The 14,201-nt window shown below is 31.0% G+C and carries 13 protein-coding genes; 11 read left to right on the top strand and 2 right to left on the bottom strand.

Going from position 1 to position 14,201, the window contains the following annotated elements; all coding sequences use genetic code 11:
* Positions 1-99: 99 nt before the first annotated feature.
* Entirely contained in the window at positions 100-1,083 is a 984-nt protein-coding gene (gene dusB / locus KQ51_RS02115; protein WP_038468343.1) for a tRNA dihydrouridine synthase DusB, read from the top strand.
* 10 nt (positions 1,084-1,093) lie between these two features.
* Here the strand turns inward: dusB and hflX are convergent, their stop codons facing one another.
* Positions 1,094-2,335, bottom strand: coding sequence for a GTPase HflX (gene hflX, locus KQ51_RS02120; RefSeq protein WP_038468346.1), 1,242 nt, complete (start codon positions 2,333-2,335; stop codon positions 1,094-1,096).
* A gap of 75 nt (positions 2,336-2,410) precedes the next feature.
* A complete protein-coding gene (locus KQ51_RS02125; RefSeq protein ID WP_038468349.1) occupies positions 2,411-4,942 on the bottom strand; it encodes a vitamin B12-dependent ribonucleotide reductase in 2,532 nt (843 codons plus the stop codon).
* A gap of 284 nt (positions 4,943-5,226) precedes the next feature.
* Between KQ51_RS02125 and KQ51_RS02130 the strand changes: the two genes are divergently transcribed.
* From KQ51_RS02130 to KQ51_RS02175, 10 genes are all read left to right on the top strand, one after another.
* Positions 5,227-5,961 carry a diadenylate cyclase gene (locus KQ51_RS02130; RefSeq protein ID WP_052609057.1) on the top strand — a complete coding sequence of 245 codons (735 nt, stop codon included), beginning with the start codon at positions 5,227-5,229 and terminating at the stop codon, positions 5,959-5,961.
* A gap of 58 nt (positions 5,962-6,019) precedes the next feature.
* Positions 6,020-6,838, top strand: coding sequence for a nucleotidyltransferase domain-containing protein (locus KQ51_RS02135; protein WP_052609058.1), 819 nt, complete (start codon positions 6,020-6,022; stop codon positions 6,836-6,838).
* Positions 6,839-6,923: 85 nt separating this feature from the next.
* Entirely contained in the window at positions 6,924-9,257 is a 2,334-nt protein-coding gene (locus KQ51_RS02140; RefSeq protein WP_144242073.1) for a hypothetical protein, read from the top strand.
* Between the two features lie 17 nt (positions 9,258-9,274).
* Positions 9,275-10,429, top strand: a complete 1,155-nt coding sequence (locus KQ51_RS02145; RefSeq protein WP_038468353.1) for a diguanylate cyclase domain-containing protein — start codon at positions 9,275-9,277, stop codon at positions 10,427-10,429.
* A 346-nt stretch (positions 10,430-10,775) separates the two neighbouring features.
* Entirely contained in the window at positions 10,776-11,432 is a 657-nt protein-coding gene (ispD, locus tag KQ51_RS02150; RefSeq protein ID WP_038468355.1) for a 2-C-methyl-D-erythritol 4-phosphate cytidylyltransferase, read from the top strand.
* Entirely contained in the window at positions 11,429-11,905 is a 477-nt protein-coding gene (ispF, locus tag KQ51_RS02155; protein ID WP_038468359.1) for a 2-C-methyl-D-erythritol 2,4-cyclodiphosphate synthase, read from the top strand. The genes ispD and ispF overlap by 4 nt, the downstream gene beginning before the upstream one ends.
* Before the next feature lie 14 nt (positions 11,906-11,919).
* A complete protein-coding gene (locus KQ51_RS02160; RefSeq protein ID WP_038468362.1) occupies positions 11,920-13,134 on the top strand; it encodes an MFS transporter in 1,215 nt (404 codons plus the stop codon).
* The gene (locus KQ51_RS02165) at positions 13,127-13,384 is read left to right on the top strand and encodes a YutD-like domain-containing protein (protein ID WP_038468365.1); all 258 of its coding nucleotides are present in this window, start codon (positions 13,127-13,129) and stop codon (positions 13,382-13,384) included. Before KQ51_RS02160 ends, KQ51_RS02165 begins: the two co-directional genes overlap by 8 nt.
* Positions 13,385-13,459: 75 nt before the next feature.
* The gene (locus KQ51_RS02170; protein WP_038468368.1) at positions 13,460-13,693 is read left to right on the top strand and encodes a NifU family protein; all 234 of its coding nucleotides are present in this window, start codon (positions 13,460-13,462) and stop codon (positions 13,691-13,693) included.
* A 103-nt stretch (positions 13,694-13,796) separates the two neighbouring features.
* Positions 13,797-14,123: a S1 RNA-binding domain-containing protein gene (locus KQ51_RS02175; RefSeq protein ID WP_038468370.1), complete on the top strand. Its 327-nt coding sequence runs from the start codon at positions 13,797-13,799 to the stop codon at positions 14,121-14,123.
* The last annotated feature ends 78 nt before the right edge of the window (positions 14,124-14,201 follow it).

Raw genomic sequence — 14,201 nt, forward strand, 5'->3', positions numbered from 1 at the left:
AACATTATAACATTATTTGTAAAAAATAAAAGTATAACGTGTTTGCAATTATAAATTCGTTTGTGTAAAATAGTAAATGCAAAAGAAATAGGTGAAAATATGTTTAAAATTGGAAATGTTGAAATAAAAAACAAGGTAATAATAGCTCCAATGGCTGGAGTTTCAAATATTGCGTTCCGCACAATAATGAAGGAATTTGGTGCGGGGCTTATTTATGCTGAAATGGTTAGTGATAAGGCTTTAAGTTTCCGTAATGAAAAAACACTTAAGATGATAAGAGTTGTACCTGAAGAGAGACCTTTGTCTATGCAGGTTTTTGGTGGAGATAAGGAATCAATTGTTAAAGGTGCTATGATTATAGATCAAGAGAGCGATTGCGACATTATTGATATTAATTTTGGGTGTCCAGTAAACAAAATAGTTAAAAGCGATGCTGGTGCAAAATTATTGTTGGACCCGCAAAAGATATTTGAAATAGTAAGTGAAGTTGTTGCAAATGTTAATAAGCCAGTAACAGTAAAAATGAGAACCGGTTGGAATAATGAAACTATTTATGCTGTAGAAATAGCTAAACTATGCGAAAAAGCTGGTGCCAAAGCTATTGCAATACATGGACGAACAAGATCTCAAATGTATACAGGTAAGGCCAATTGGGATTATATAAAACAAGTAAAAGAGGCTGTTAATATTCCTGTAATTGGAAATGGAGATATTAAATCTCCAGAAGATGCTAAACGAATGTTAGATGAAACAGGTTGTGATGCAGTTATGATTGGTAGAGGAGTCCTTGGGAATCCTTGGTTATGCCAACAAACTGTTGAATACTTAGAAACAGGGACATATATAAAAGTAATTGAAGATGAAGAAAGATTGAACAGAATTATTAATCATATGGATCGACTAATTGAGTTGAAAAATGAAAAAATTGCTCTATTAGAAATGAGAACTCATGCAGCTTGGTATGTTAAAGGAATGAAAGGTGCTAGTTTTGTCAAAAGAGAAATAGGAAGTATAAAAACAAGGGAAGATTTACACAAATTAGTGGAAAGCTACCGAAAATATTTAAAAGAAGGACCAATGTAGGTCCTTCTTTTTAAATAATATAGTTAGCGTATTTAGATAATAAAATTTGGGACAATTCGAGTTCTAATATTGTTCCTTCATTGGAAAATTCTTGATTGATAATATGACTGTTTTCAATTAAATGAGATACTAATTCACCCTCTTTAAAAGGTATTAGCAATTTAACAACTGAGTAGCCTTTAAATACTTCTTTTTCGATAGTGTCAAGTATTCGAGAAACCTCTCTATTGTCTAGTAAACTTACGATTAAATTAGGGTAGTAAGTTGGATTAACTTCTTCTTCAATAAGATCTTGTTTGTTATAGATATATAATGTAGGAATATCATGGACACCGATTTCCTCAAGTGTTTCATTAGTAACGTCAATTTGCTTAGAATGGTAGTGATTACTTGCATCAACTACGTGAATTAAATAATCAGCTTCTGTAACTTCCTCCAAAGTAGATTTGAATGATTCAACCAAATTATGAGGCAAATTTGAGACAAACCCAACTGTATCAGTAAGTACAAATTCCTTATTTGACGGTAATTGTATATGTCTAGTTGCTGTTTCTAATGTCGCAAACAACATATCTTTGACAAATACTTCTTTTGGATTTTCTGAATTAGTTGATTCAACAAATGTATTTAATAGAGTTGATTTACCTGCATTGGTATAACCAACAATGGCAATTTTCTTAATATTTGAACGATTTCTGTTTTTTCTTTGAACTTGTCTAGATTTAACAACGTTCTGTAATTCGCGTTTCAATTTGTGTATTTCTTCATGAATTTTACGACGATCTAGTTCCAGCTTTTTCTCACCAGGACCACGACTCCCGATACCACCTTGTTGTCTGTTGAGACTAGCTCCCATTCCAGCAAGACGGGGGCGTAAATACTCTAATTGAGCGATTTCAACTTGTAACATAGCTTCTTTTGTTTTTGCTCGAGATGCAAAAATATCAAGGATTAACAATGTTCTATCGATAACTCTACATTCAACAACTTCTTCTATGTTTCTAATTTGAGAACCTGATAATTCATCATTGAAAATAACCATGTCAGCTTCTAAATTGATGACAAATTGTTTTACTTCATCAACTTTTCCTCGTCCGATATAGAAATTTGGTGTGATTTTATTTAAAGCTTGTGTCATTGAATAAACTACCTCTATGTTGCTTGCTTCAGCTAAATTTTCTAACTCTTTCATATAATAATCAATCATACCATCATTCACTAAGTCTGCGCCAACTAGTACAGCTTTTAACATAGTTATCACCTCGGTTTTTATTTTTGAACTCATCTCCATTATACAAAAAAAAGGCACGATTAGCGCCTTTTTATTTTATAATCCACATTTTAGTTGGGCATTACAGTTAGTACAAGTGTGACATCCTCCGATGTTTTCAACTGTTCCTTCTAAACAGATAGGACAGATATCTCCAGGTTCTACACCTATATTTCTATCTTGTCGATCACTTCTTAAACCAACTGTTTTTGCTGCTTTTGGTTCTTTTTTCTCTTCATCTAGTTCAACACCAAGTTCAACGATATCTACTTGCTTAGGAGTTGTGAATTTATCATCTTCATCTTTTGATAAGGTGAGTACTTGAGAGTCTCTTGAACCATCTACATAAACAGTTCCACCTTTAGCTCCACCTTTATATAATCTCATATATACTTGTTCTACTTCTTCGACACTATAACCTTTAGGAGCATTTACTGTTTTTGAAATTGAAGAATCAACCCAGTTTTGAATAATACATTGGATATCAACATGTTCCTCAGGAGCTAACTCCATTGCGCTTATGAATGTATCTGGCAAAGTAGATTTAGTAATACCAGGGTGTAAATTTATGTATTCTTCGACGATTGGAGCATTTACTTCTATAAACTTACCTAGTCTACCACTTCTAAAGTATGAGAATCCAAAGTATGGTTCTAATCCTGTTGAAACTCCTACCATTGTTCCTGTAGAACCAGTTGGAGCGATAGTTAGTAAGTGTGAATTTCTAATACCGTATTTCATAATGTCTTTTTTAATGTTTTCCGGTAATTTGCTAATATAACCACTATTAACTAATTTTTCTCTGCTTCCTTGAGACTCTAAGAATGGGAATGAACCTTTATTCTTAGCTATTTCAATTGATGTTCCATACGCATTTACTGCGATAAACTTGAATAATTTATCTACTAATACATTACTTTCTTTTGAACCATAACGCAAATTTGTCCAGATTAATAAGTCGTGAAGACCCATAATTCCAAGACCTATACGGCGTTCACCTAGGGCTTGTTCACGGTTTTCATCTAAGAAGTAATGTGTTTTATCTATAACATTGTCTTGCATTCTTATTGCTACTTTTATTGTATTTTGGAGTTTATCCCAATCAACAACACCTTTATCACGATTTACCATATTAGCTAAGTTTATTGCAGCTAGATTACAAACTGAATATGGTGCTAATGGTTGTTCTCCACAAGGATTTGTACAAACAACTTTTTGATTATAGCCTTGAGCATTAGTCATTTCGTTAGCGTTATCAATAAAGAATATCCCAGGTTCAGCACTATATGTAGCGCAGACATTAATCAAATTCCATAAATCTTTTGCACGGATAGTTCTATATGTTTTAACTCTATATCCTAGTTTTTCCCATTCTCTAACATCACCGATATCCATCCATTTTGCGTCATATGATTCTTTTTCTTCTCCAGAATATGAATCAACATCTGGGAATTTAAGTTCATAAATCGCGTCTGCTTCAACAGCGTCCATAAAGTTTTTTGTAATTGCTACAGAAATATTAGCTCCAGTTAAGAAATCAGGATTGTTTACTTCATAACGTCCACCTTTATTGATAATTTCGAAAGATGAATCAACAATAGATTTAGAGAAAATGCCTGGAGTAAGGCGAGATTGTTCTAATATATACTCATTTATTTGAATTTCAGATTCAGTTAATGGTACGAATTTTAGTTTGTTTTTAGCTGCTTGGATGATTGAATCATCTTTAATATTTTCGATTAAGAATTGCAAAATCTTTGGATTTTGCATTTTTGAAATAATGAATTCAACAATATCAGGATGCCAATCAGCCATCATTATCATTTGGGCACCACGTCTAGAACCACCTTGTTCAACTAAATGAGTTAATTCACTTAAATCATGTAACCAACTTACAGCGCCACTGGATTTACCATTAACACCTTTAGCTAATGAATTTTTAGGACGTAGAGTAGATCCGTTAGTACCTACACCACCACCACGACTCATGATTTCCATTACTTGTTTTCTGTGATCACTGATTCCACCACGTGAATCATGAATAAATGGCATAACAAAACAATTGAAATATGTAACATTAGTATTGCTTCCTGCACCAAATAAAACACGACCTGCTGGAACTAAGTTTAAAGTTGAAACTTCATGATAGAAGGCTTCAATCGTCTCTTTAGTTTCATCTTCACCTAAATGATGAGCTAAACGCATAGCAATCTGTTCAAAATATAATTCAAGAGGTTTATCTAACTGACGCTTGTTTCTAGATATACAACCCTCTTTGTCTGCATCTTCTGCAGCACCAAGATAATCCTCTTCTAGCTTAATACGTACAGTGTCTCCATTTATATCAACTACATTTCCAATCCCTCTTGCTGGAAATTTAGGATCATTCTTAACAATAGTGATAACAATATCACCAATACTTAATGAATCTAATGTTAAATCCTTTTGTGTGTAACGATCAAGCATTACTAAACGAGACACACCATCAAAAGTTTTACTCATCTCTTTCGTGATCGGAAAAAGGTGAGGAAAAGCAGTTTTAATGTCCCCATTTATCTTGTTTATTAATTCTTTATTATATTTCACCATAAATATTCCCCCTAATAGAAAAGTGTGCTTATATTATATAATTTAAAAATATATTTTAACAGTCTTGACTTTTTTTTAATACTGTGAAATGGCACAGTATAGCCGATTTTTACAAAAAATAAATTCAAAAAAATATAGTTGAAATCCCCAACTTATTTAGTTGGTTCTACAACTGTTTTTTACCGAATATACCTCAAAATCTGTCCTATGATTATGAATAAATTAATTTTCGTCCTTATCGCGTTTTTAAAACTATGCTATAATGTACTAAAGGAGTGGTTTATATGACTAACTTTGATGTTCTTATTATCAATGTATATTTACTGGCAATTTTTACAAATTTAATAAAAACTAAGACGACACTTCAACTATATCGTTTTTTTAAACTACTCGTTTTATCGCTTTTTATTATTGTAATAGTGGAACTTATTATCGATAGTGACTTAGTTTTATGGGTTTCAATTGTAAAATTGCTCCCTTTAGTGCCATTACTTGTAGTTATGATTCAAACAGAAGTATTGCTTATCTTAAAGAAACTAGGTATTACAAGTGGGGGATTCTTCTCAAATACACTTGAGGATACAATTAAGATTGAATTAATAAAAAGTATCGATTTCTTATCAGGTAAAAAAATAGGAGGATTAATAACCTTCGAGAAAACGTCTTCATTAGATGAGTTTATCGCAACAGCTTATCCGATTGAAGCAACATTGAATAGTGAATTATTATCAACAATATTTTTCCCAAACACACCTTTACATGATGGTGCAGTTATCGTTAGATCAAATAAAATAGTATGTGCAGGAGCGTATTTTCCGCCTACTGAAAGACTAGATATACCTAAGCAACTTGGTTCTAGACATAGAGCAGCAATAGGAATTAGCGAAATAACAGACTCATTAACTATTGTTGTCTCAGAAGAAACTGGAAATATAAGTGTTGCAGTTGAAGGTTATTTAGATCTTGATATTAGTAAAGAATCATTATTACTCTATTTAGAGAAACATTTACAAACTTAAAAGCCGTTACAGGCTTTTTTTTTTGAAAAATTTTGTATAATTAACTTGGGTGATAAATATGAATAATATACTATTTAAGAAATTACATGAATGTGAAGCGATTGAAGCATTAGTCTTAGGTGGTTCCAGAGCAACTGGATGTTTTGATATTAATAGTGATTACGACTATTATGTATATTTAAAAAAACAACTATCTGAAAAAGAAAGAGAAGTACTTTTAAATGAATTTATGTGTTATATGGAGTATTCTAATCAGTTTTGGGAACTAGAAGACGACGGAATACTAAAGAATGGAATTGATATCGAGTTTATATATAGAACTGTTGAAGAGATAGAGGAAATGATGGATAATCTCTTAGTAAAGGGATATACAAAACATGGGTATTCAACTTGTTTTGTGGATAACTTATTAAAATCTAAGATTATATTCGATAAGCAAAATAGAATTGCACTTATGAGGGATAAGTATTCAAAACTTTTAACTGAGGATTTCTATGACAAAATAATTTATTCTAACTTCCCTCTCATTATGGACAAGATGCCTAGTCTGTACTATCAAGTGGAAAAGGCAATATTGCGTAATGACCTTTTATCGTTAAACCATCGAACAACTGAGTATTTTGCTATTTACTTTGATATTCTATTTGCTGTAAATAGAAAAACACATCCAGGTGAAAAAAGGATGCTAGAAATGGCTTTAGAACTGAGGAATAAGCCTAAAGGTATGAAAGAAGACATTCAATTGTATTTTGAACATCTGTTTGTGGAAAAGGACAAATCATTGAAGCTATTAGAGAAGATTAGTAATGAATTATATAAACTATTAATTGATCAAGGATACAATTTAAAGATACACTCTTACAAAGAAAAGCGCTGAAATGTCGGCGTTTTTTATATTTTGACTATATTTTAGAAAATAAATTGTGCTATAATAGAGGGTAGTTTAGAAAATGGGTGATCATGTGGAAAAATACGATGTTGTAATTATTGGCGGTGGCTTAGGAAGTTTAACTACGGCCACTTATCTATCAAAGCGACTAAGAAATATCGCTGTTTTTGAAGATGGTAATAAGAAAAAAATAGCTAAATACACTAAAAAATTTAGAGATACTGAAAATTCTACCTTTAATTTTAGTTTTTATAACTATGATATTGGTGGAGTACATGATGGTGATTTGTTTAATGATTATTTGAAACAATGCGGCCTTTCTAGTTCCTTTGAATTTTACGATAATACCTACACTATGGTTGTAGGTAAAAATCAGCAATTGATAAGACGCCCTAATGATTTATCTAATTTTAAAATATATTTAGTGAGACATTATCCCAAATTACGTGATAATATCCACAAATTGTTCGATGATATTATGATACATTATGAAGATTATCGTGTACAAAAACAAGCAAGGTTAACTAATAAAGAATATACCTTAACGTCCGCAATCATCGAATGGGGGGATTTAAGTCTATATAATGCATTAGCTAAATACTTTAGTAATGATGACATTATTGAAGAATTTACTCTAGTATATGGTTCAGTTGGCTTAGATTCTAAAGATATCAACGCTTATCATTACTTTATAAAGTTTTTTGATACTTTTATTGATGGATCACACTTTATTACATCATCATTTGATGACGTTGTTAAGACTTTATCGGGTGAAATTTCCAAAACAAGAGAAAAGATTTTTGTTGGAAGAAGTATTGAAAAGGTTATTGTTGAAAACAATGTAATTAAGAAGGTAATTGATAATAATGGTGTTGAGATTAGCGCTAAACACTTTGTAATAAATATGAGAATTGATGATTTTATGGACCGTTATTTCCCAGAAAATCTTGAATTTAAAGAAAAGTTCTATAATATGTATCCAGATACAAAAGTTGAACGATTTGTTAATCAAGTATATTTAGGCTTCAATAAACCTGTTGAAGATCTTGAACTAAGTGAAAAACAGTATATTTTTAATAAAGTAGAGACTGATGATGTTCAATTACTAAGTATTCTGAACTATAAAGCTTATGATTCAAAAGCTTGTCCTAATGGAAAAAGTGCAATTATGGTTGAATTCATTGATGATTCAACACCAAGAAAGACAAAATTAGAACAAGTAATTTCCCAGTTCCTAAAATATTTCCCTAAAACAAAAGACCATATTACTCTTAAGAGAATCGGAAACAAAAGACCTTACTTCGGAAGTCTGGCTACGACTGAGTATTGGCGTGACAAAGCAATTAATGATTTATTCTCAATTGACGACTATTCGGAATTAAATCCTTTTAAAAATGGATATTTCATTGGTTCATGGACTAAACCTGAAGCTGGGATTACTGGTATGATTCAAACTGGAGTAGAGTATGGAGATATTATTGATGACCTAATTTATCATGGTGATGATGATGATTATTTCATTAATCATGATGAGTTAATGAATATTATAAATCATCAATTTATTCCAAACTCTTTAGGTAAAGAAGAGAAAAATGTGCAGTTCTTCATTGGTAAGGACTCGTATTACATAAGAACAAAAGGAGCTCACCAAAGATTATATAAAGGTGTGAGTGATATTTCTGATTTAATTATTATCGCTACTAATGAGTGCTTGTACGATCTCAGTGTTGGTAATATTACACTAGATAAAGCAGTTTCTAGTGGAACATTTGAATATGTTGGTGATCGAGAATTCTTAGATACCGTTATTGAAGCGTTTGATATGGGAATAGAAATTACAAAACCAAACACATACAAATATGTTAAAGGTGGTTGGGGTAATAAAATATTATTGCTGCAATTGTCTATGTTGCTGTTATCTAATCTTTTAGGGAATTACCATAACAACATTTACTTAGCACCAATAACCTTGGCTTTATTCGGTATAACGGTTTATTTAAAATACCGTGTATTGAATAAAATTACCATATTTGAGTATGTTGTACTTGGTCTATATTTTGTAATCTCAGTGTTGAGTATATTTATACCTGAAGTTAACTATGTTAAGGATTCTAAATACACACTTATACTGTTTACATTATATTTACTAGTTACTTGGTTGATTAATATACCTGTAGCGTTATATTACATTAGACATGATTATCGTACCGATTACACCAGAACTAAGCTATTCAAGAAAATGAGTGGAGGATTAACATTTATATGGGGTGCAACCTTCTTTATTCTTATGGCGACAGATTTCATGTTACCTAGAAGTTACGCATCGCTTACTTATTACATTGTAGCTCTATCACTTTACTTATCAATTTATTATCCATCATCATACATCAAAGGATACATCGATTAATAGAGGAGTGAAGTTAAATGAATATGTATATTACATTATCTATTATTGGACTATGGCTAATTTACGCCATAATTATTAAACTAACAAAAAAACGAAAGTATGATTACTCCTTTGTAGTCGCTTTTGTTTTTTTACTTGCTTTTGGGTATTTTTACTTAGATGATCAAATAGATTCAAATTACTATACCTATTTTTCATACGCTATATTGGCCTTGTTTGCAATTTGGCTTGTACTTGATAATCTTTTACTACTGTTTAAGAAAAACGTCTCAGAATTCGATTTTAGTGACTTAGAAGACGAATTAGCTCAAACAAATGATGCTTCTGAGTTGTTAAGAAAAAGATTTATCTCTACTATAGAGTTAGTAAATGATGGTATTGCTTTTAGAGATGGTGAGTTTATCTTTGGTACAGACCGCTTTATTGATATTACAGGGATAGAAAGTAATGAATTTGGCGTAGAAGATTATAGAGGAATGATTCATAAAGATGATCTACCTCAATATGATATGAAATTAGAAAAACTTACTAAGAAATATCCAATATATAATATAAAGTATCGTGTTAAAAAAGAAGGTAAATATTTATGGATTTCAGAGCGAGGTAAATTATTAGTTCTCGAAAAGAAAAAGTCTTACATATCTACGATAAAAACAATGGATATAAAGATGTATCCAGAATCAGATGTCGACGTTCTAAATACTCTCTCAGATTTTAAAAACATGTATGAAGAAATGCAACGTTTAAATAGACAAAAAAACTCATACCATCTAGTAGTCATTCAACTAACAAATATTCCGAAAATTAATGAAAAATTTGGACGAGATTTTGGTGATTTATTGATGGGAGAATACCTTTCAAAACTACGATTTAAATTTATAAAAGATAACAAAAGTTTATTCAGAATTTCCGGAATAAAATTTGGTTTATTGATAAAAGAAAAAGCCAAGTTTGATTTACTAGATAGAGCTCTTGTAGGGACAGGAGAATTAATGACTTTGCAATTACAATTTGGAGGGGTTACACAAACGGTTTATCCAAATTTAGGAATCTCTGAGTCGCCATATGGTGCCAAAAACTCTGATTTGGTAATCAGAGAAGCAAATGAAGCGTTGAACCTATCCCTCAAAGATGGATTTGAAACATCATTTTGTTTCTATGATCGAATATAGGTGTGGAAAACTATTCAAAAAAAACTAATATATACGTAAAAATATTTTTGTTTTAATGAATAGATATGATAAGAGAAAAATATTGGAAGAGCATTGAAAAAAAAGCCAGAAAAAATGTAAAATAAATAAAAATTATTCAAAGTGAGTGACAAATACTCATCTATCATAATCAACAGTTCTAGATTGACAATAAAAAGAGTTGATATTTGCATTAAAATTGTGGATAAAAATATTTTCAGGACACAAATATTCTTCTCGAATATCAGGGATTAATATATATCATAATGTATCCAAATATAACATAATAAATTTACAAAAAAAGACATAATAATTAGAGGTGATTTTAATGAAATATACAGCAATTATTTTAGCTGCTGGAAGTGGTTCTAGAACTGGACTTGATACTAACAAAGTGCTTATTAGAATTAACAAAAAAAGAGTCCTAGAATATAGTGTCGAATTTTTTAAAAAACATAAGGAATGTGATGAAATAATTATAGTTTCCTCGGAAAGAGACTATAATTTCATGTTTGATGAATACAAAGATGTAGTCGATTTAATTGTTCATGGGGGTAGTACTAGACAGCAAAGTGTTTATAAAGGACTAGTTAAAGCCAAAAATGAATATATTTTAATTCATGATAGTGCGCGACCTTATATTGTAAAAGATTGTATAGATCGATTATTGGTTAATCTTAAAGAAACAAACGCTACAACATTAGCTGTTCTTGTGAAAGATTCAATTGTTGAGACTTGTGGAAACCGTTTAGGCAAGCAGTTAAATAGAAGTGAGTTATTAGCTATTCAAACACCTCAAGCTTTTAAGAGAGAGTTAATTATTGAAGCTCACGAGAAAGCAATAAAAATGGGGTATTTTGGAACAGACGACACTAGTTTAATTTCACGATTTACTGATGTAACACCCTCTTATGTATTAGGAGATTACGGCTCTATTAAGCTAACTACTAAAGAGGATATTGAAATATTGAAGGTGATTTTATGATAAGAATTGGACATAGTACAGATATTCATAGATTAGAAGAGGGAAACAAGTTAATTATAGGTGGAGTACGAGTGCCCCACTATAAAGGTAGTGTTGGACATAGCGATGGTGATTGCTTACTACACACTGTTTGTGAATCGCTTATTGGAGCTCTTTCCCTAGGAGATTTAGGGAAGTTATTCCCAGATACTTCTGAGGAATTCAAAGGTATTGATTCTAGTTTATTAGTAAGGAAAGTAATGATTGAAGTGAAAAGAAGAGGTTACCGTATCGTAAATATCGATTCTACAGTATTCTTACAAACGCCTAAATTAGCCAATTATATTGAAGAAATGAGAAGGAATATAGCTTTATTGCTAGATATTGACATTGAATTTGTTAGTGTAAAGGCTACTACAAGCGAAAGAGTAGGGATGGTAGGAAGAGAAGAAGCAATACAAACTGAAAGTGTTGTTTTAGTAACAAATGACTAAATAAAGGTGAGTTTATGAGACAAAGGAAAAATTATTTACTTACAATTTCATTGATGTATGGTTTTCTATTTAGTCTAGGTAACCCAGCTCTTCCTAAATATACTGCAAGTTTAGGAATTCATGAAAGTATGGTGGGTTTTTACTTAGCTAGCACAGGATTAGGACTATTAGTATTTGCGACACTATGGGGCGCTTTAGGAGATATTAAGGATCGCAACAAGGTTCTTGCACTTATCTTTGCCGGATTTGGTGTAGGACAACTTCTATTTGGGTTGTTTGAATCAGATTATGCTTTACTAGGAGCATCATTGTTTAGTGGTGTATTTTTTGCTGGGGTTTTAGTTAATGTTTACTCATATATAAACGATTCTTTTAAAGAAGAGCAAGAGCGGAATAAAATGCTTAGTTATACAGTTTCCATGTATTTACTAGGGGGAGCGATTGCATATATTATAGGTGGAATAATTACAGACTTAATTAGTCCAAATTACAACATAGTATTTATTATACAAGCCATGCTATTATTAATATTTGCAGGATATATATATTTTAGTAAACCAGACTTAGTTGATACTGATCATCATATAACTAGAAGACATTTCTGGGTTAATATAAAACAAGTGTTTAAGTTACCTTGGGTACCAATTTATACTATTACATTAACTTTTTTTATTAGTTTTTCTCATAATAATGTTAGGAGATGGCTTGATTATTATGTTATAGATGAAGGTTTTAGCGCTACTACTTTAGGTATTGTAGTATTTGTAGCAGGAATTGTAAGCTTGATTTCTAATGTATATATTGCACCTTTCTTCTTAAAGAGAATGCATAATTTTAGGTTCTTACAGATCCAGTTTATCTTTGCACCAATCTTCCTTTTTTTCGCATTTACAACGAAAGATTTGATGTTAGGATTATTTACATATTATATGGGATATACCTTAATTCTTGCGGTTTATGAACCAACAGCAATAAGTTTCATGTCTGACAATAAAGCCGTTTCCCAAGGTGTATTGGTTGGAGTCAGGCAAAGTATTGTAGGATTAGGAACCACCATAGGATTTATAGTAGGTGGGATTCTATATGAAGTAGAACATTTATATGTTTACTATTTAGCAGTTGGGTTTTATATTATTGTTTTTATTGGTTTTTCTGTACTAATAATGATAAAATACAAAGAAGTTAAAGAATATCGTCAAAATTATGTTAAGGAGGCAAAAAATGATTGAAACAGAACATGGAATATTTGAAGTAGTTAAAGATTATAAAGAAGCTTTAGAGATCCTTGCGTTTAATGAAAGATATGTACAATATTTAAATAAATATCCTTATATAGTAGGAGATTATAGTGCTGATATGTTAAGACTTAAAGGTTTTACAGAAGGTAATTATGAGACGATTCCTGATTACTTGATGGAATCAGCAACACCAAACGCTCCTTACTTCGTTTTAAAACGCATTAAAAAGCCGTCTAATTAATTTTTTAGCGTTTTATTATACACAACCTTCAAAAAATTGTATAATAAGTTTGCGTAAATATTTCGAGGTGATTTTATGGAAGATACAATGATTGAAAAGCAAGTAAAAGAAATACTTCACAAAGTGAGACCATACTTACAAAGAGATGGTGGAGATGTGAAGTATGTACGATATGAAGATGGAATCGTATATGTAGAGATGATGGGAGCATGCGTTGGATGTAGTGCCCTTGATTCGACTTTAAAAGACGGTATTGAAGCTATATTATTAGAAGAAGTACCGGGAATTATCGGTGTTGAGAACATTTAATAAACATAGAAAACCTAATATGGTTTTCTTTTTTATTTCTTTTAAATGCAATTTGTTTTTGATATAATATTAACGAGTAATCTAAAACGAGGTGTTTCATATCATGAAAAAAGGAAGCAGTGTTAAAGGGGAGATTACTGCAATAAAGCCATACGGGGCATTTGTAAAAGTTGGAAATGAGTATGATGGATTAATCCATATTTCCGAGTTCAGTGATGGTTTTGTTCGTAGCATAGATGACTACGTTTCCGTTGGAGATATTATAGAGCTAAAAGTTATAAGTGTTAATAATAATAAATTATCACTTAGTTTTAAGGAATTACATAAGCGAAAGAAACGCTATAATATTACCCTTAAGGAAGGTTTTTCTCCTTTAAAAAAAGAATTGGTTCAGTGGTTGAATGACTACAAGTTTGAAAGCGATGAATAATCATCGCTTTTTAAATTACACAAACTCTTTTTTATATACATTTATTTAATTATATGGTAATATTTTATTTGAAATAAG

It is taken from the genome of Candidatus Izimaplasma bacterium HR1 (assembly GCA_000755705.1).
Lineage (GTDB): Bacteria > Bacillota_I > Bacilli_A > Izemoplasmatales > Izemoplasmataceae > Xianfuyuplasma.